17 protein-coding genes are annotated in these 17,999 nt (G+C 65.5%); 13 read left to right on the top strand and 4 right to left on the bottom strand.

The window, feature by feature from the left end; translation table 11 throughout:
- Positions 1-20 precede the first annotated feature (20 nt).
- The 3 genes from ACM6UT_RS15760 to ACM6UT_RS15750 are packed head-to-tail and all read right to left on the bottom strand — an operon-like array spanning position 21 to position 3,066.
- Positions 21-419 (bottom strand): DUF4870 family protein, encoded by a 399-nt coding sequence (locus ACM6UT_RS15760; RefSeq protein WP_416798293.1) that lies wholly within the window; start codon positions 417-419, stop codon positions 21-23.
- Positions 416-1,633 carry a glycolate oxidase subunit GlcE gene (gene glcE / locus ACM6UT_RS15755; RefSeq protein ID WP_416798292.1) on the bottom strand — a complete coding sequence of 406 codons (1,218 nt, stop codon included), beginning with the start codon at positions 1,631-1,633 and terminating at the stop codon, positions 416-418. Before glcE ends, ACM6UT_RS15760 begins: the two co-directional genes overlap by 4 nt.
- Positions 1,633-3,066, bottom strand: coding sequence for an FAD-linked oxidase C-terminal domain-containing protein (locus tag ACM6UT_RS15750; RefSeq protein ID WP_416798291.1), 1,434 nt, complete (start codon positions 3,064-3,066; stop codon positions 1,633-1,635). Before ACM6UT_RS15750 ends, glcE begins: the two co-directional genes overlap by 1 nt.
- Positions 3,067-3,201: 135 nt before the next feature.
- On the opposite strand from ACM6UT_RS15750, the gene ACM6UT_RS15745 reads away from it, so the two are divergent.
- Positions 3,202-4,098: a LysR family transcriptional regulator gene (locus tag ACM6UT_RS15745; protein WP_416798290.1), complete on the top strand. Its 897-nt coding sequence runs from the start codon at positions 3,202-3,204 to the stop codon at positions 4,096-4,098.
- Positions 4,099-4,105: 7 nt separating this feature from the next.
- Here ACM6UT_RS15745 and ACM6UT_RS15740 read toward each other — a convergent pair whose 3' ends face one another.
- Positions 4,106-5,380 carry a DUF3422 family protein gene (locus ACM6UT_RS15740; protein ID WP_416798289.1) on the bottom strand — a complete coding sequence of 425 codons (1,275 nt, stop codon included), beginning with the start codon at positions 5,378-5,380 and terminating at the stop codon, positions 4,106-4,108.
- Positions 5,381-5,612: 232 nt separating this feature from the next.
- Here ACM6UT_RS15740 and ACM6UT_RS15735 point away from each other — a divergent pair, with 232 nt between their 5' ends.
- The 12 genes from ACM6UT_RS15735 to ACM6UT_RS15680 all read left to right on the top strand — a co-directional run bounded on the left by ACM6UT_RS15735 (position 5,613) and on the right by ACM6UT_RS15680 (position 17,973).
- A complete protein-coding gene (locus ACM6UT_RS15735) occupies positions 5,613-6,293 on the top strand; it encodes a hypothetical protein (protein WP_416798288.1) in 681 nt (226 codons plus the stop codon).
- Between the two features lie 87 nt (positions 6,294-6,380).
- Complete coding sequence (locus ACM6UT_RS15730; protein ID WP_416798287.1) at positions 6,381-7,235, top strand: FadR/GntR family transcriptional regulator; 855 nt, start codon at positions 6,381-6,383, stop codon at positions 7,233-7,235.
- Entirely contained in the window at positions 7,232-8,011 is a 780-nt protein-coding gene (locus ACM6UT_RS15725) for a (Fe-S)-binding protein (RefSeq protein WP_416798286.1), read from the top strand. Before ACM6UT_RS15730 ends, ACM6UT_RS15725 begins: the two co-directional genes overlap by 4 nt.
- An 11-nt stretch (positions 8,012-8,022) precedes the next feature.
- Positions 8,023-9,453 carry a LutB/LldF family L-lactate oxidation iron-sulfur protein gene (locus ACM6UT_RS15720; protein WP_416798285.1) on the top strand — a complete coding sequence of 477 codons (1,431 nt, stop codon included), beginning with the start codon at positions 8,023-8,025 and terminating at the stop codon, positions 9,451-9,453.
- A 5-nt stretch (positions 9,454-9,458) separates the two neighbouring features.
- Positions 9,459-10,142, top strand: a complete 684-nt coding sequence (locus ACM6UT_RS15715) for a LutC/YkgG family protein (protein ID WP_416798284.1) — start codon at positions 9,459-9,461, stop codon at positions 10,140-10,142.
- Between the two features lie 145 nt (positions 10,143-10,287).
- On the top strand, positions 10,288-11,628 hold the full coding sequence (locus ACM6UT_RS15710; RefSeq protein ID WP_416798283.1) for a glycosyltransferase family 4 protein: 1,341 nt from the start codon (positions 10,288-10,290) through the stop codon (positions 11,626-11,628).
- Complete coding sequence (locus ACM6UT_RS15705) at positions 11,610-12,374, top strand: HAD-IIB family hydrolase (protein WP_416798282.1); 765 nt, start codon at positions 11,610-11,612, stop codon at positions 12,372-12,374. The genes ACM6UT_RS15710 and ACM6UT_RS15705 overlap by 19 nt, the downstream gene beginning before the upstream one ends.
- A 175-nt stretch (positions 12,375-12,549) precedes the next feature.
- Positions 12,550-13,047, top strand: a complete 498-nt coding sequence (locus ACM6UT_RS15700) for an NUDIX hydrolase (RefSeq protein WP_416798401.1) — start codon at positions 12,550-12,552, stop codon at positions 13,045-13,047.
- 120 nt (positions 13,048-13,167) lie between these two features.
- Entirely contained in the window at positions 13,168-14,673 is a 1,506-nt protein-coding gene (locus ACM6UT_RS15695) for an inorganic phosphate transporter (RefSeq protein ID WP_416798281.1), read from the top strand.
- Between the two features lie 19 nt (positions 14,674-14,692).
- Positions 14,693-15,430, top strand: coding sequence for a 16S rRNA (uracil(1498)-N(3))-methyltransferase (locus tag ACM6UT_RS15690; protein WP_416798280.1), 738 nt, complete (start codon positions 14,693-14,695; stop codon positions 15,428-15,430).
- Positions 15,431-15,571: 141 nt separating this feature from the next.
- Positions 15,572-16,945, top strand: coding sequence for a glutamate--cysteine ligase (locus ACM6UT_RS15685; protein WP_416798400.1), 1,374 nt, complete (start codon positions 15,572-15,574; stop codon positions 16,943-16,945).
- 125 nt (positions 16,946-17,070) lie between these two features.
- Positions 17,071-17,973 carry a DUF937 domain-containing protein gene (locus ACM6UT_RS15680; RefSeq protein WP_416798279.1) on the top strand — a complete coding sequence of 301 codons (903 nt, stop codon included), beginning with the start codon at positions 17,071-17,073 and terminating at the stop codon, positions 17,971-17,973.
- Positions 17,974-17,999: the final 26 nt, after the last annotated feature.

Below are 17,999 nucleotides of genomic sequence, written 5' to 3'. Positions count from 1 at the left end.
TTTGTCGGGATAGTTCCCGGTCAGATCAACCAGCTCTCCGGCCGCTCGATCGGCTGGTCGTTGCTCACCCGCTGCAGGCCGATCACGCAACGCACGATCACCCAGACGGCGGTGGCAATCGCCAGGATCACGCCGACGAGGGCGAGCGTCAGCACGACGGAAATCGCGACATAGAGGATGCCGATCCAGAAGGTGCGGATCGCCCACGTGTAGTGGGTCTCCAGCCACGGGTCGGACTTGCCGCGATTGAGATAGGCGAAGACCACGCCGACCACGGCGGTGATACCGATCACGAAGCTCGCGAGGTAAAGGACATAGATGATCTGGACGTTGAGCTTGCCGGGGTCCATCCAGTTGTCGGTCCGGCGGGTCGGTGGCGGTGGCGGCGTCTGCGGCATCTGCGAGGTCGGCTCGGTCATGCAGGTTCTCCTGTCGTCATGCGGCCGGGATTCAAGATCCCCACGGGGTCGAATTTTGCCTTAACCCGTTGGGAAAGCAAGGCCAGCGCCGGCTCCTGCGGCTCGAAAGACGCGACGGACGCGCGCACCGCGCCTGAGGCCCGCATGAGGGTCGCATGGCCACCGCCGAGTGCCCGGATGTAGCGCCGCAGGACTTCCGCTTCCGGGTCAGCCTCCATCCGCATCCAGACGAGGCCGCCCTGCCAGTCGTAGAAGGCATCGACCCCGGTCGCGAGCCGCAGCGCCGCGACGAGTTTCTCGCCCTGCGACGGCGCGACCGAGACGCGCCAGAGGGGCCGCATCGTGCCGTCGGCATAGGGCTTCACGTCGCGGATCTCACGCCACAACACCGCGCTTTCCTCAGGGCCTAGGCGGGCCGTCGGCGCGAAGCGCTGCATCGCGGAGGCGAGTTTTTCCGCCCGCACGGCAACCGAGGCTTCGAGGCCTTCGACGCGCAGGACGGTCGCCGGGCCCTCGGGCAGGCCGCCGGAGAGGAAGCGTGATCTCACGCTTTCTGGCAGATGGGCGGCACCGGAGACTTCCACCGGCAGCGCCATCGCCGCCGCCATGGCGTGCGTGGCGGCCTCGTCGTCGAGCCCGGAAAGCACGATGGTCGCCGCCGTCTGCGGCCGCGGCAGCACCTTGAAGGTGACCTCCGTCAGGAGGCCGAGCGTGCCGTGGGAGCCGGCCATCAGCTTGACGAGATCGAGGCCCGTCACGTTCTTCATCACCCGCCCGCCAGCCTTGACGATCTCGCCGTGGCCGTTGACGAAGCGCACGCCGAGCAGGCTGTCACGCGCAGCACCGGCGGTGAAGCGCCGCGGCCCGGAGGCGTTGACGGCGAAGATGCCGCCGATCGTCGGCTCGCCTGCCGTTCCCATGACCGGCCGATGATCCGGCGGCTCGAAGGCCATCGCCTGTCCGTTGGCGTCGAGGGCTGCCTCGATTTCGGCGACCGGCGTTCCGGCGCGTGCCGTCATCACCATTTCCGCCGGATTGTAGGTGAGGATGCCGGAAAGCCCGGAAGACGAGAGCGTCGCGGCGGCCTGCACGGCGTTGCCGAAGCCGGCGCGCGTTCCCCCGCCCCTGATCTCCAGCGGCACCGCCCGCTCGGCATGGTCGCGAATGATCTCGGCGGCTTCGGTTTCTGTCGCGGGAGTCAACTGAGACGCCATCACTCCCGTCCCTCCAGCGGAAAGACCTTCGAAGGATTGAGGATCCAGGCCGGGTCGAAGGCCGCGCGGACAGCCATCTGCTGGGCGAGGTCGACATCGGAATACTGGTGGCGCATCAGGTCGCGTTTCTCGATCCCGACGCCGTGCTCGCCCGTCAGGCAGCCGCCGGCGTCGACGCAGAGTTTCAGGATCTCCATTCCGGCCGCCTCGGCGCGGGCGGCGTCTTCGGGATCGTTGATGTTGTAGAGGATCAGCGGATGCATGTTGCCGTCGCCGGCATGGAAGACGTTGGCGACCCTCAGGCCGTAACGGTCGACGATTTCGGAGGTCTTCCTCAGCACGTAGGCGAGCTGCCCGAGCGGCACCGTGCCGTCCATGCAGATATAGTCGGCGATGCGGCCGGTGGCGCCGAAGGCCGACTTGCGGCCCTTCCAGATCAGCGCCGCTTCCAGCGCCGACTGGCTCTCGCGCACGGTCCGGACGCCGTGCCGGCGGGCGATCTCGACGATCGAGGCGAGCATCGCCTCCATCTCGGCCTCGGATCCCTCGACCTCGACGATCAGCAGTGCCTCGACGTCGAGCGGGTAGCCGGCATGGGCGAAAGCCTCGCAAATCTCGATCGCCGGCTTGTCCATGAATTCGATGGCAACCGGGACGATACCGGCGCCGATGACGTCGGCGACACAGGAGCCGGCGGCTTCCGCGCTGTCGAAACCGAAGAGAACCGGACGCGCGCCTTCCGGCTTGGCGATCAGCCGCACCGTCGCCTCGGTGACGATCCCGAGCTGGCCTTCCGACCCGCAGACAAGGCCGAGCAGATCGTAGCCCGCCGCGTCCAGCGCCTTGCCGCCGAGTTCGACGACCGTGCCGTCGACCAGCACCAGTTTCACGCCGAGCAGGTTGTTGGTGGTGACACCGTATTTCAGGCAGTGGGCGCCGCCCGAATTCATGCCGATATTGCCGCCGATCGTGCAGGCGAGCTGCGAACTCGGATCGGGTGCGTAGAAGAAGCCGTCGGCGCCGACGGCATCCGAAATCGAAAGATTGGTGACGCCGGCCTGAACGGTCGCGGTCCGGTTCGCATAGTCGATGTCGAGGATGCGCGACATGGCCGAAAGGCCGAGCACCACCGCGTCCTCCTGCGGGATGGCACCGCCCGAAAGCGAGGTTCCCGCCCCGCGCGGGACGACGGGAATGCCGTAGCGATGGCAGTATTTCATCACCGCCGCGACCTGCGCGGTTGTTTCAGGCAAGACGACAGCGAGCGGCCGGCGGCGATAGGCGAGGAAACCATCCGTTTCGAAGGGGACGAGCTCGACCGGCTCGTGCACAAGGCGCTCGGGCGGGACCAGTTCCGCGAGGTCGTCGACGATCTCCTTGCGCCGGGCAAGGATCGCGGCATCGGGCTCAAGAAACTTGATGGCTTCCGTCATGGTCCTTCCTCGCATGGCTGGATCGGCATACACCGCCCTGCCTACGGCTTCAACTGGTATTTTTTCTTTACCACTTTGTCCAAACGCATGCAAATGCTATGGACTTATGACAAAAGTGGAAAGAATGGAGATCGCATGACCAATCTCGGGGATCTCGAGGTCTTCTCGCGGGTGATCGCCACCGGCAGCATGTCGACGGCGGCGCGGGCACTCGGCCTTTCGCCGGCGGTCGTCTCCAAGCGGATCAAGCGGCTGGAGGATCGGCTCGGCACCCGCCTCCTGCAGCGGACCACCCGGCAGATCTCGCTCACCGAGGCCGGCCAGGGCTTCTACGAACGCGTCGTGGCCGTGCTCGCCGGCATTGAGGACGCGGAGGCCTATGCTTCCGGCAGGTCGTCCGAGGTGCGCGGCACGCTGAAGATTTCCGCCCCTACTTCCTTCGGGCGATTGCATATCGCGCCACACCTCAAGAGCTTCATGGATGCCCATCCCGAGCTTGCGATCCACCTTGTGCTGTCGGACGAGTTCACCGACATCGTCGGCGGCGGCTTCGATCTTGCGATCCGCATTGCCGATCTCAGCGACTCCTCGCTGGTCGCCCGGCGGCTGGCGCCGGTGCGGCGCATCCTTTGCGCCTCGCCCGGTTACATCGCCGAGCACGGCATGCCGCAAACGATCGACGACCTGAAGAAGCACCGCTGCCTGCCGGCCCACAACTACGACGCCTGGCGGCTGGAAGGGCCGCACGGCGCACTGAATCTCCGGCCGGACGGCATGCTGGTCACCAATTCGAGCGAGGTGATCCGCGAGGCGGTCATTTCGGGACTCGGCATCGCCCTGCGCTCGACCTGGGACATCGGGCCGGAGCTGAAATCGGGCAAGCTCGTACAGGTGCTGCCGGCCTATGAGGGCTCACGCAACGTCTCGCTTTCGGCAGTCTATCCGAGCCGCCAGTTCCTGCCGGCCAAGGTGCGCCTCTTCATCGACTACCTCGCCGAACTCTACGGGCCCGTGCCCTATTGGGAACGGTGAGCGGCCGCTATTTCTCGCCCTCTGCGTGGTGCTTGCGGATGCGCCGCACGACCAGCCATACGCCGAGCACGACGAAGGGAACGGAGAGGCCGGTGATGATGCCCGGATCGACGGGCAGAATCTCGTGGCTCACCGCCTTCACCAGATAGCCGATCAGGCCGACGACGTAATAGGAGATTGCCGCGACGGAGAGACCTTCGACCGTCTGCTGCAAGCGAAGCTGCATCTCGGCGCGGCGGTTCATGGTCGCGAGCAGGTCGGAATTCTGCCGCTCCAGTTCCACGTCGATCCAGCTACGGACGAGGCCGGTGGCACGCGACAGCTTGCGCGAGAGGTTGGCCTGACGTTCCTCGACCGACTGGCAGGTGCGCATGGCCGGCGCCAGCCGCCGCTCGAGGAAGGAGCCGATCGTCTCGAAGCCCGGCACGGAGCTTTCGTCGAGCGTGTTGATACGTTCGCGCACGATGCCGTCATAGGCCCGGCTCGCGCCGAAACGGTAGAGGCTGAGGGCGGCATTCGCCTCGAGTTCGGCGGCGAGGCGTGTGATCTCGCCGAGCATGGAGTCCGCCTCTTCGCGCGCATGCCCCTTCATCCGCTGGGTGACAGCGGTCAATCCGTCCTCGATGCGGCGAATATCCGGCGAAAGGGTCTGGGCGAGCGGCAGGCCGAGCATGGCGAGCGTCCGGTAGGTCTCGATGTCGAGAAGCCGCTGGACCAGCGCGCCGCGACCCGCGTCGTTCAGCCCGCGGTCGATAACCAGGATGCGCGTCAAGCCGTCGCCGTCCTGCCGGAAGTCGGTGACGACGGTTGCCTGTCCCTTCTTCACCTCGCTGTAGCAGAGGCTCGCGGGATCGAAGCTGCCGATCGCCGTCGTCGCTTCCTTGCCCTCGGGACGGATCTCCAGCCGGATGCCGGAGATCAGCGGGCCGGGCGCGGAAAAGGCACTGCCGAAGGGATGAGCGGTGATGTCACCGCCGAAATTTTCCGGCGCGGGCCCCTCCCAGAGCCAGGCGGAGAACTCGGTGTGCCGTTCCCAGCGCAACGTGCCCGCGCCCCAGGCCATCGCATGATGCCGGGAGGCACGGTCGGGCGGGGAAACGCCGGCGGCTCGCGACAGCTCCGCAAGCACGCTGTGGTGCACGGCGGCGCCCCCGTCCATCATGAAGGCGAGCTGCAGGAGCACCCGCGACGACTTGACGAGAGGAAAGGGCCGGGCGTGGATTTCGCCAAGGGCTATCGCCCGCTCCGGTGCGGCGGGAAATGCAAGTCTTCCGGTATCCAATCCCAACTCCCGCTCCGTCGTTATGCGATCAATCCACCCGTTCTAACAAATGTCGTGTCTGCTCGTCAGGGGGTCCTTTGCCACAGGGCCTTACATTCGTCGCACTTAGGCGACATGCGCATCGTTATTCTTGCTGTTTTTCGAGACTGCTGCCAAGAATATCGGCAACGCGCGTCGCTGCCCGACGCGACGAAAAGACCGACGACGAATGCCCCGTGAAGGAGGATACCCGATGAGACGTTCCATGCCGGCCCTTCTGGTCGCCCTTGTCCTCGCCGCGCCTGCAATGGCCGGAGAGGTCCGGGATTTCGAGGCCAGGCTGCGGACAGCCTACGGCGACTACCGGGCGGCCCTCTTCGCGACCAATACGGGCGGCAACGCGGAATCCGCCGCCGCGCTCGACCGCTTCACCAAGGCATGGTCGGCGCTCGCCGCGATGCCCGCGCCGCCGCAATACGTCGATGATGCAGCATTCCCCGACACGATGAAGAAAGTGACGGCGATTGCCGAGAGCGCCTCCGCCCAGGTCGCCGGTGGCGACCTCGGCAAGGCGCACGACACGCTCGAAGGTATCCGCGACGAGATCGGCAACCTGCACCTGCGCAACGACATCTACAGCTTCTCCGACCGCATGAACGCCTACCATGCCCGTATGGAAAAGGTTCTCGGCATGGATGCCGCCGATACCGTAGCCGTGCGCGAGGAAGCCGCCGTGCTCGAATACCTCCTCGCCGACATCAAGGCCCATCCGCCGAAGGAAGCCGACGGCAACTTCGAAGCCCTGCTCGGCGCCGTCGAAACGAGCGTCGCCAAACTGCGCGGCGCGGCGACGAACAACGACGCCGCGGCGACCAAGGCCGCGATCGGTGGGCTGAAGGCCCCCTATTCGAAGTTCTTCCTCACCTTCGGCTGACGGCGCTCGCCCCCTTCCCGCAAACTGGACAAAATAATTGACCAATCCTTCGGGCGCTTGCTACACATGCGCCCGAAGGAGAATGGCGTGACCGAAACGGATGCCGAAAGGGATCGGGGACTTTTCACCCAGATCAGCCACAGCCGCACGGCTGACGAGGTGGTGCTGCAGATCGAGCAGCTGATCCTCGACGGCGTGCTGCGTGACGGCGACCGGCTACCCGGCGAGCGCGACATGGCGCAGGCCTTCGACGTCTCGCGTCCCATTCTCCGCGAAGCGCTCAAGGAACTGGAATCGCGCGGCCTGCTCGTCAGCCAGCACGGCGGCGGAACCTTCGTTGCCGACATCATCGGCCAGGTGTTCTCGAAACCCGTGACTGAACTCATCTCGCGCCATCAGCGCGCCTCGCGGGACTATCTCGAATACCGCCGCGAACTTGAGGGCCTCACCGCCGAGCTTGCCGCGCGCCGCGCAACGGAAACGGACAAGGCGCTTCTCGCCCGGATCATCGCGGACATGCGGCGGGCGCAGGAGAACGGCTCGGCCGAAGGCGAGCTCGCCGCAGACATCGAATTCCACAACGCCGTCGGTGAAGCCGCCCACAACGTCATCCTGCTGCACACGATGCGCGCCTGCTACCGGCTGCTCTCGCAGGGCATCTTCTTCAACAGGAAGGCTGTGTTCGCGTTCGAGGACGCCGGCGAGCGGCTGTTGCAGCAGCATGTGGCGATCTACGAGGCGATCGTCGCCGGCGACGGCGAGCGCGCGAAGCGCGCGGCCCAGGCCCACATCGATTTCGTGATGCAGGCCGTCGAGGATGCAAGCCGCGCCGACGAACGCGGCCGTGTCGCACGCCTGCGGCTCCTGAGCCGCGCGGCACAGCCGGCTTCCGGCCGCGCCTCGAAACACACGACAACCGAAGGAACGGATCTTTCCAAATGACCCCAGAACCGCAGAAAGCGCGGCCGCGCGTCGGCCTCTTCGCCACCTGTCTCGTCGATCTGTTTCGTCCGAGCGTCGGGTTTGCCGCCGCCAGGCTGATCGAGGATGCGGGCTGCGAAGTGCATGTTCCGATGGCGCAGACCTGCTGCGGGCAGCCCGCCTACAATTCCGGCGACAAGGCCGACACGCGCGCGCTTGCCAGACAGGTGATCGAGCTCTTCGAAGGTTTCGACTACGTCGTCGCTCCCTCCGGTTCCTGCGGCGCCATGCTGAAGAAGCACTATCCCGAACTTTTCAAGGACGACCCGGCCTGGGAGGCGCGCAGCCTCGCCTTCGCCGAAAAGGTTCATGAGCTCGTCTCCTTCCTCACCGACGTGATGTTCGTGCCGAAGGTCGATGCGACCTTCGAGGGCAGCGTCACCTATCACGACAGCTGCTCGGGCCTGCGGGAACTCGGCATCAGCAAGCAGCCGCGCAAGCTTCTCGCCGGCGTCGAGGGGCTGGAGCTCAAGGAAATGGCCGACAGCGACGTCTGCTGCGGCTTCGGCGGCACCTTCTGCATCAAGTATTCCGACATTTCCGGCAAGATCGTCGGCAAGAAGACGGAGAACATCGAGGCTGCCGGGGCCGACGTCCTGCTCGCCGGCGATATGGGCTGCCTGATGAACATGGCCGGCAAGCTGCGGCGGGAGGGCTCGAAGGTCGAGGTCCGCCACGTGGCGGAGGTGCTCGCCGGCATGACGGACACGGCGCCGATCGCCGGCTCGGGCAAGTGAGGGACCGGCCGATGCAATTCACCGCACCGCAGTTCAAGGAAAACAGCCTCGCCGCCCTTCACGATCCGCAGCTCCAGAAGGCGCTGAAGAACGTCGAGACCGGCTTCATCGCCAAGCGCGCGACGGCCGCCGCAGCCCTTCCCGAGTTTGACCTCCTGCGCGACAAGGCCCGCGACATCAAGAACCATACGCTCGCCCATCTCGACCTCTATCTCGAAGCCTACGAGGCGAAAGTGAAGGCGGCCGGCGGCCACGTCCACTGGGCCGAGAGCGCGGAAGACGCCCGCCGGATCATCCTCGACATCTGCCGCAAGGTGAACGCGAAGACGGTCACCAAGGGCAAGTCGATGATCACCGAGGAGATCAACCTCAACGAATTCCTCGAAACCCAGGGCGTCGAGCCGGTCGAGACCGACCTCGGCGAATACATCATCCAGCTGCGCGGCGAACATCCGAGCCACATCATCGCGCCGGCCGTGCACCTCAACAAGGACCAGGTGGAGGCCGATTTCCGCCGGGTACACACCCACCTTCCGGCCGATCGCGACCTGACGGCGCCGGAAACGCTGCTCTCCGAGGCGCGCGAGGTGCTGCGCAAGCGCTATTTCCAGGCGGATGTCGGCATCACCGGCGCCAATTTCCTGGTCGCCGAGACCGGCACCTCCGTCATCGTCACCAACGAGGGCAACGGCGATCTCACCCAGACGCTCGGCAAGGTGCATGTCGTCGTCGCCTCGCTGGAAAAGATCGTGCCGACGCTGGAGGACTGCGCGCAGATCCTCCGGCTGCTCGCCCGCTCGGCGACGGGCCAGGACATGTCGGTCTATACCACCTTTTCGACCGGCCCCCGTCGTCCGGAAGATCCCGACGGCCCGGAGGAATACCACGTCGTGCTGCTCGACAACGGCCGCTCGGCGATGCTCGGCACCGAGTTCGAGGAGATGCTGCGCTGCATCCGCTGCGGCGCGTGCATGAACCATTGTCCGGTCTACCATGCGGTCGGCGGCCACGCCTACGGCTCGGTCTATCCCGGCCCGATGGGTGCGGTACTCACACCGTCGCTCTTCGGCATCGACCAGTCCGGCCACCTGCCGAACGCCTCCACCTTCTGCGGGCGTTGCGAGAGCGTCTGCCCGATGCGCATCCCGCTGCCGAAGATGATGCGGCACTGGCGCGAGCGGGAATTCGAGCGCCACCTCGCCCCGGCAACCAGCCGCTACGGCCTCGGCGTCTGGGCCTTCTTCGCCAAGCGGCCGGCTCTCTACCGGCTGGCAACCTCGCTCGGTAGCCGCTTCCTGTCGGCACTCGGCGGCGACAGGCGGAGGATCGGCGCCCTGCCGCTCGCCTCCGGCTGGACGAAATACCGCGACCTGCCCGCGCCGGAAGGCCGGACCTTCCTTCAGCAATGGGCGGATCACCAGAAAAACAGGCAGGGAGCGTGAGCATCATGGACGGCAAATCTGCAATTCTGAAGAAAGTCCGTGCCTCGCTAAAGGCCTCGGCGGACGACGCCGCACGCCTCTCCGCGGTCGCCTCGCGCCTCGCGGAAACGCCGCGCGGCATCATTCCGGCCCGCGGCCAGCTGCCGGGCGGAGCCCGCCTCGACCTCTTCGTCGCGATGGCGGAAAAATACAGCGCCAGCACTACCCGCATCTCCGATCTTGCGGCTCTGCCTGCAGCGGTGAGCGACTATCTGAAGGGCCGCAACCTGCCGGCGGCGGTGCGGATCGGCAACGATCCACGGCTCGCCGTCGCGCCCTGGGGCGAGGAGCGCACGCTCGAAATCCGCCACGGCGCCTCCGACGGCCACGACCTCGCCGCCGTCAGCCATGCCTTCGGCGCGATCGCCGAGACGGGAACGCTCGCGCTTCTCTCCGGCCCGGACAATCCTGTGACGCTGACCTTCCTGCCGGAGCATCACATCGTCGTGCTCGACGCCCGCGACATCGCCGGCGACATGGAAGCGATCTGGTCGCGGTTGAGGGCCGTGAACGGCAAGGCGGTGATGCCGCGCACCGTGAACTTCGTGACCGGCCCCTCGCGCTCCGCGGACATCGAGCAGACGCTGCTTCTCGGCGCCCACGGACCGCGCGCCCTGCACATCGTCATCGTCGGCGAGCCTTCCGCCTGAACCAACCTTCGGATGGCCGCGGGCCATCCGTTCCGCTGTCATCCCCGAGCCAGAGAAGAAAAACATTCTTCTCCAGGAACAAAGTTCCAGTTGCCGGCGTTCAAAAGCCGGCATTTACGAACCAAATTTCTAAAAAAGCACCGGGATGACAAACTCAATCAACGGATTACACGAAACGCCGCGGATCGCGCTCGTCTCGACCCACGGCTATGTCGCCGCCCATCCTCCGCTAGGCGCCGCCGACACCGGCGGACAGGTGGTCTACATCCTCGAACTGGCCAAGAAGCTCGGCCAGCTCGGTCACAAGGTCGATATCTATACGCGGCTTTTCGAAAACCAGCCGCAGGTCGACACGGTCGACGACAATGTGCGGGTGATCCGCATTCCCTGCGGCGGGCCGGATTTCATTCCGAAGGAATACCTGCATCGGCACCTGACGGAATGGAGCGAAAAGGCTCTCCGTTTCATGAAGAGCGAGGGCCTTTCCTATCTCTTCGTCAACAGCCACTATTGGGACGGCGGCGTTGCCGGCCAGCGACTTTCCGAGGCGCTGTCGATCCCGCACATCCACACGCCGCATTCGCTCGGCATCTGGAAGAAGCGCCAGATGGAGACGGACTATCCGGAGCGCGCCGACAAGTTCGAGGAAGAATTCAACTTCCGCGAACGCATCCAGCACGAGCTCATCATCTACCGCAGCTGCCAGCTGGTGATCGCCACGACACCGATCCAGCTCGACATGCTGCTCGACGATTACGGGCTCGCGCGCAACCGCGTCCACATGATCCCGCCGGGCTATGACGACAATCGCTTCTTCCCGGTCTCGCAGGCATCGCGGCAGATGATCCGGCAGCGGCTCGGCTTCTCCGACCGCGTCGTGTTGGCCCTCGGGCGGCTGGCGACCAACAAGGGCTACGACCTCCTCATCGACGGCTTTTCGGTGCTCGCGAGCCGCATTCCGGACGCTCGGCTTCGGCTGGCGCTCGGCGGCGAGAATCTCGACGCCCAGGAAAGCGCCCTCATGCAGCAGTTGCAGGAGCAGGTGGAGGCGCTGGTGCTCTCCGACCGCGTCGATTTCTCGGGCTTCATCCCCGACGAGGAATTGCCGGACCATTACCGCGCGGCCGACCTCTTCGTGCTGTCGAGCCGCTACGAGCCCTTCGGCATGACCGCGATCGAGGCCATGGCCAGCGGCACGCCGACGGTGGTCACCATCCACGGCGGCCTCTTCCGCGCGGTGAGCTACGGCCGGCATGCGCTCTTTGCCGATCCCTTCGACAAGGAGGACCTCGGCATCACGATGATGAAACCGCTCAGGCATCCGCGCCTCTATGGCCGCCTGTCACGCATGGGCGCCCACAAGGCCCGCAGCCTCTTTACCTGGACCGGGATTGCCCAGCAGCTCGTGGCACTTGTCGAAGGCCGGCCGGTAGCGCAGGCGCTCGACGACGCGGACTGGGACGAACCATGGAACGACGGCGACTGAGCCCGGTGCGGATCTTCTCCTCCGACCTCGACGGCACGCTCGCCGGGGATCGTGACGCCTCGCGACGGTTTGCCGATTACTGGGCGAGCCTCGACGCCGCGAGCCGCCCGCTGCTCGTCTACAACAGCGGCCGGCTGATCGAGGACATCCTGGCCTTCATCGCCGAGGAAGGACTGCCGGAGGCAGACTGCCTCATCGGCGGTGTCGGCACGATGATGCACGCCGCGACGGTGCCGGAGATCGCGGAAGCCTATGCCGCGTCGCTCGACCGGGATTATGATCCGCTCCGGATTGCGGAGCACCTGCGCTCGCTGCCCGGCATCAGGCGCCAGCCGGAGCGCTATCAGCATGCACTCAAGTCCAGCTGGTATTTCCACGATGCCCCGCTCGAACGGATCGAGGCGCTGGAGCAGGAACTGCGGGCCGAGGGGCTGTCGGTGAAACTCGTCTATTCGAGCGGGCGCGACCTCGACGTCCTGCCCGGCAATGCCGACAAGGGCAAGGCGCTGACCTGGCTTTGCAGAGAGCTCGGCATCGACCTCGAAGAAGCGGTCGTCGCAGGCGATACGGGCAACGATCTCGGCATGTTCCTTCTCGAGGGCGTGCGCGGCATCGTCCCGGCCAACGCCCATCCGGAACTCCGCCGGCTCGCGGAGGAACGCGACGACGTCTACCTCGCCGGACGCGCCACGGCCGACGGCGTCATCGACGGGCTCCGGCACTGGCAGGCGCGTGGGCGCCCATGATCGGTGCATAGCCCAAAAGTGGACAAGCAGAACACTTGACCTGACGTGCCGTTGATCCAACATCGACGGTTAAACGGTCGCCTGACTGATTCGCCGCACCATTTCGGAGAAGTCACCGAACGAACACAACCACAGCGTAATCTACAAACACAGGAGACAGCGGGAATTGACCATCATGAGCCGGATCGCCTCGGATGTGCAGTTGATGTTGCGGCGGCCGCCGCGTCAGCAATATGCCGCCCTGTGCTATCGTCCGCGCAAGAAACAAGGTGGCGTCGAAGTCCTGCTGCTCACGAGCCGCGACACCGGCCGATGGGTGATCCCGAAGGGCTGGCCTATGCCCGGCAAGAAGTCGCATGCGGTCGCCGAGCGGGAAGCCTGGGAGGAAGCAGGCGTCAAGGGAAAGGTCTCCCACGAACCCTTCGGCTACTACAGCTACGCCAAGGGAATGGATGGAGGGCTCAAGATCCATTGCCGGGTCCAGGTGCATCTTCTCCTCGTGAAGGAGATGGCGAAGGATTTCCGGGAGAAGGGAACCCGCCGCCTCGAATGGGTGAACTGCGAGGAGGCGGCCGCCCGCGTCAACGAGCCCGAACTGAAGGTGCTCTTCCATCGACTGGCGCAGATGGCGGCGAACATGCCGCCCGGGGACGGAACACCCGAGGAAGGCTGAGGCCGGACTGACGAGCATTTCGCCCGTTCCGGCGGACACATCCCGCCGGTCGGGCATGCAGGCCGAAATCTATGACGACCGGGGACGGACCGGCCCGTTCCCACCGAAGAAAGACAACTCATGGCCGGCGCGCCGCCGAAGCTCTTCAAGCCGACACTCGACAAGGATCTCGACAAGGTCACCTATGTCGAAGAAGCGCGGCTCTTCGTGCTTCGCCGGCACGTCCCCGTCGCGCTCGGCATGGTGTTCCTCGTATTCGCGACGGTATTCGCTGGCGCTTACGGTCTCGGACAGCCGGGCGGCGCGCTGCTGATCGCCGCAGCCGGTATCGGCGCCTACATGGCGATGAACATCGGCGCCAACGACGTGACGAACAATGTCGGCGCCGCCGTCGGCGCACGGGCACTCACCATCGGATCGGCGCTGGTGCTCGCCGCCGTCTGCGAGATCGCCGGCGCGGTGATCGCGGGAGGCGACGTCGTCGCAACCATAGCCTCCGGCCTGCTCGACAGCCGCGAGGCGAGCGATCCCCGGATCATCTCCTTCATCATGCTTTCGGCATTGCTCGCCGCGGCGCTCTGGATCAACATCGCCACCTGGACCAACGCGCCGGTCTCGACGACGCATTCGATCGTCGGCGGCGTGATGGGGGCCGGCATCGCCGCCAGCGGCTTCGGCGCCGTCGACTGGTCGACGATGATCGGGATCACCATGAGCTGGGTCGTGTCGCCGCTGCTCGGCGGTGCCATCGCCGCCATGATCCTCTGGTTCCTCAAGACCGTCATCATCTATCAGGACGACAAGATCGCCGCGGCACGGCGGTGGGTGCCCGTGCTCGTCGGTGTGATGGTGGGTGCCTTCGCGAGCTATCTCACGATCAGGGGGATCGGGCAGGTCTACCATATGACCCGGACGGCGGCGACGATCTTCGGCGTGGCCACGGGTCTGGTGGTCTGGCTCGTCAGCATCCCTTTCGTCGCGCGCCAGTCGATCGGGCTGGAAAACCGCAATCAGTCGCTCCGCAAACTCTTCCGCCTGCCGCTCGCCTTTGCCGCCGCGCTCCTTTCCTTCGCCCATGGCGCCAACGACGTGGCGAACGCGATCGGCCCCGTGACGGCAATCGTCGACGCTCTGAGCGCCGGAGGGCCGCTGCGGAGCGGCGAGGCGCCCTCCTGGGTGATGTGGATCGGCGCGCTCGGCATCTCGTCAGGCCTATTGCTCTTCGGCCCGCGACTGATCCGGCTGGTCGGCAGCCAGATCACCAAACTCAATCCGATGCGCGCCTACTGCGTCTCGCTCTCCTCCGCCGTGACGGTAATCTCCGCCTCCTGGCTCGGTCTGCCGGTGAGTTCCACCCACATCGCCGTCGGCGCGGTTTTCGGCGTCGGCCTGTTTCGCGAGTGGTACACGCGCCATTCCAGGCGGCGCAGCGCCTATATCCAGAAGAAGAACGGGAACCCGGACATCGAGGACAGCCGCGAGACGAATGCCGACGAACAGCATCGCCGCAAGCTGGTGCGTCGCTCGCACATGTTGAGCATTCTCGCCGCATGGGTGATCACCGTACCGGCGGCTGCAGGACTTGCGGCGTTGCTCTACTGGGTTATGTTCCTGCTCTTCGTCTGAAGAGGGGAATATCGGAATCATGCGCGCCAATTACCGGATGCAGAGGCTTTTCGTCACCGCAGGGCTCTCGTCCGGCGGGGTCGTGGAAGCCGGTCCGGAACAGTTCAACTATCTCGCCAACGTGCTCCGCATGACGGAGGGCTCGGAACTCCTCCTCTTCAACGGCCGCGACGGCGAATGGAAGGCGACGCTCGCCTTCCCGACCCGCAAGCGCATCCTGATGACCGCCACGGAGCAGACGCGCCCGCAGCCCGAACCCTGCGACCTGCACTTTCTCTTCGCGCCCCTGAAGGTCGGGCGCATGGACTATCTCGTGCAGAAGGCCGTCGAGATGGGGGCCGGCCTGCTGCAACCCGTGATGACGCAGCACGTCCAGGGCAAGATCACCAATCTCGACCGGCTGCAGGCGAATGTCGTCGAGGCCGCCGAACAATGCGGCGTCCTTTCGATCCCGACGGTCGCGCCGCCGCAACGGCTGAAGGACCTCCTGGAACGCTGGCCAGCGACACGGCGGATCATCTTCTGCGACGAGGACAGCGCGACGCAGAATCCGCTCGCTGCCCTTCAGGGTATCCGCGAGCGGTCGCTCGCCCTGCTCGTCGGGCCGGAAGGCGGCTTTTCCGAGGAGGAACGGGCGCTCCTGCGCGGGCTCGACTTCGTCACGGCAATTCCGCTCGGGCCGCGCATCCTCCGCGCCGATACCGCTGCCGTCGCAGCACTTGCCGTGGTTCAGGCGACCGTCGGCGACTGGCATTGACAACACGGGCTTGACCTGCCGCAAGCTTCCGTTTTTTTTGACGAAGGCTTGAGAGAATTTCACTTGCGCACCGGCTTCATTCCGGTCCATTCACGCGATGGTCCGATCCCTTGGGCCGACCTCGCCAACAAGGTTCACTTCATGGCCCGCGACACCACCGATCACACTCCGCTCACATCGGTCGACGAAATGGTCGCCTATCTCGCAGAAGGCTGCAAGCCGCGCGAGGCCTTCCGGATCGGAACGGAACACGAGAAATTCGCCTTCTTCCGGGCGGACAACAGCCCCGTCCCCTATCATGGCGAGGCGAGCATCTCGGCACTGCTCAAAGGCATGCAGCAGAAGATCGGCTGGGAACCGATCATGGACGGGGAGAACATCATCGGCCTTGCCGGCGGAGACGGCGAAGGCGCGATCTCCATCGAGCCCGGCGGTCAGTTCGAACTTTCCGGCGGCCCGCTCGAAACGCTCCACCAGACCTGCCGGGAATCGAACCAGCATCTCTCGGTGCTGCGCGAAGTCGCCGAGCCGATGGGCATCCGCTTCCTCGGCATGGGCGGCAGCCCCAAGTGGACGCTGGCCGAGACGCCGCGCATGCCGAAGTCGCGCTACGAGATCATGACGCGCTACATGCCGAAGGTGGGCAGCAAGGGCCTGGACATGATGTACCGGACTTGCACCATCCAGGTGAACCTCGACTTCTCCTCCGAAGAAGACATGCGCCGGAAGATGCGCGTGTCGATGAAGCTGCAGTCGGTCGCGACCGCGCTCTTCGCCTCCTCGCCGTTTACCGAGGGTAAGCCGAACGGCCTGCTCTCCTGGCGCGGCGACATCTGGCGGGACACCGACAATGCGCGGGCGGGCGCCCTGCCCTTCGTCTTCAACGAGACGTTCGGTTTCAAAGATTACGTCGAATGGGCACTCGACGTGCCGATGTATTTCGTCGTCCGCGACGGGCGTTACCACGACTGCACCCACATCACATTCCGCCAGTTTATGGCCGGCGCGCTGAAGGGCGAGATTGCGGACTGGGAACCGACGCTCGGGGACTGGACGAACCATCTTTCGACCCTCTTCCCCGATGTCCGGCTGAAGCGCTTCCTCGAGATGCGCGGCGCCGACGGCGGCCCGTGGCGGCGAATTTGCGCGCTGCCCGCCTTCTGGGTCGGCCTCCTCTATGATGACGCCAGCCTTGCTGCCGCCGAGGATCTCACCCGCAACTGGACGCACGCCGACGTCGTCTCGATGCGCGATACCGTGCCGGCAAAGGGGCTCGCCGCGGAGGTCGCCGGCCGCAGCGTGCTCGACGTCGCGAGGCAGATGGTCGACATGTCACGGGCAGGTCTCAAGGCGCGGGGGCACCTCAACAGCGACGGACAGGACGAAAGCGTCTTTCTCGCACCGCTCGACGAAATCCTCGCCAAGAAGACGACGCTCGCCGAGGACATGCTGGCGCTCTACGACGGCCGCTGGAACCGCGACATCGAGCACGTCTTCGAAGACTACCAGTACTGAGGGCTGCGGCCCTGCGCGGGATGCCCGCTCCGCGGCGGGTGCCGCCAAAAAGGCGGTTTGCGCTCGGCTTTTTCCGGTTATAGTGCGGGAACGACGCGCTGCATGCAACCGGAGGGCTGCCATCCATGCTACCACTGTTCGAGATGATGTTGCGGGCGCAGAACGGCACGGCGATGGAAGCGGTCGCGAGGCAGTTCAACCTCGCGCAGGAGCAGGCGGCACAGGCTGTGGCCGCGCTCATGCCGGCATTCTCCTCCGGATTCAAACGCAACACCGCCAATCCCTATGACATGACGGCGCTTCTGGGTGCCATGGCCTCCGGGAACTATGCGAAATACTTCGAGGACATGACCGCGGCTTTCACGCCCCAGGGCGTCGCCGACGGCAACACGGTGCTCGAACGGCTCTTCGGCTCGAAAGAGGTCTCGCGGGCGATCGCAGCCCAGGCGGCACAGTTCACCGGCATCAGCCAGGACATCTTCAAGAAGATGATGCCGGCCATGGCCGATACGATCATGGGCGGGCTTTCCAAGCAGACCACCGGGCAGTTCGACGCTTCCGCCTTCGCCAACTCACCGATGGGCGCGATGACCCAGCAGTGGCTCGAAGGCATGGGCTTCGCACCGAAGGCAAAGCCCAAGGAGCCGAACCTCTTCGACAACCCGTTCACGCAGGCCATGCAGACGATGTTCGGCGTCAAGCCGACACAGCCGCAACCCACGCCCGCCGCCGGCAACCCTTTCTTCGACAATCCCTTCGCCAAGGCCTTCCAGGACATGATGGCGAGCTATGGGGGAACGACTCCGCCGCCGCAGGGGGAGGCTGCCAAGCCTGCCGCGAAGCCGGGCGACCAGGCGACCGAGCAGTTCACGACGATGGTGAACGCCATGTTCGACAGCGGCCTCGAAGTGCAGAAGAGCTACCAGAAAAGCATGGAGCAGGTCTTCGAAAGCTATCTGGGAAAGACGGGCGATGGCCCCGAGCAGGAGCCGGCGCCGCAAGGCGATGCACCGAACGGCAAGGGCTGATCCTTCGCCTCGTTTCAGGCACAGGC

The sequence above is a fragment of the Ciceribacter azotifigens genome (assembly GCF_048159625.1).
Classification (GTDB): Bacteria; Pseudomonadota; Alphaproteobacteria; order Rhizobiales; family Rhizobiaceae; genus Allorhizobium; species Allorhizobium azotifigens.
The sequence above is the reverse complement of the archived record's forward strand: the minus strand, read 5'-3'. Positions and strand labels throughout refer to the sequence as shown.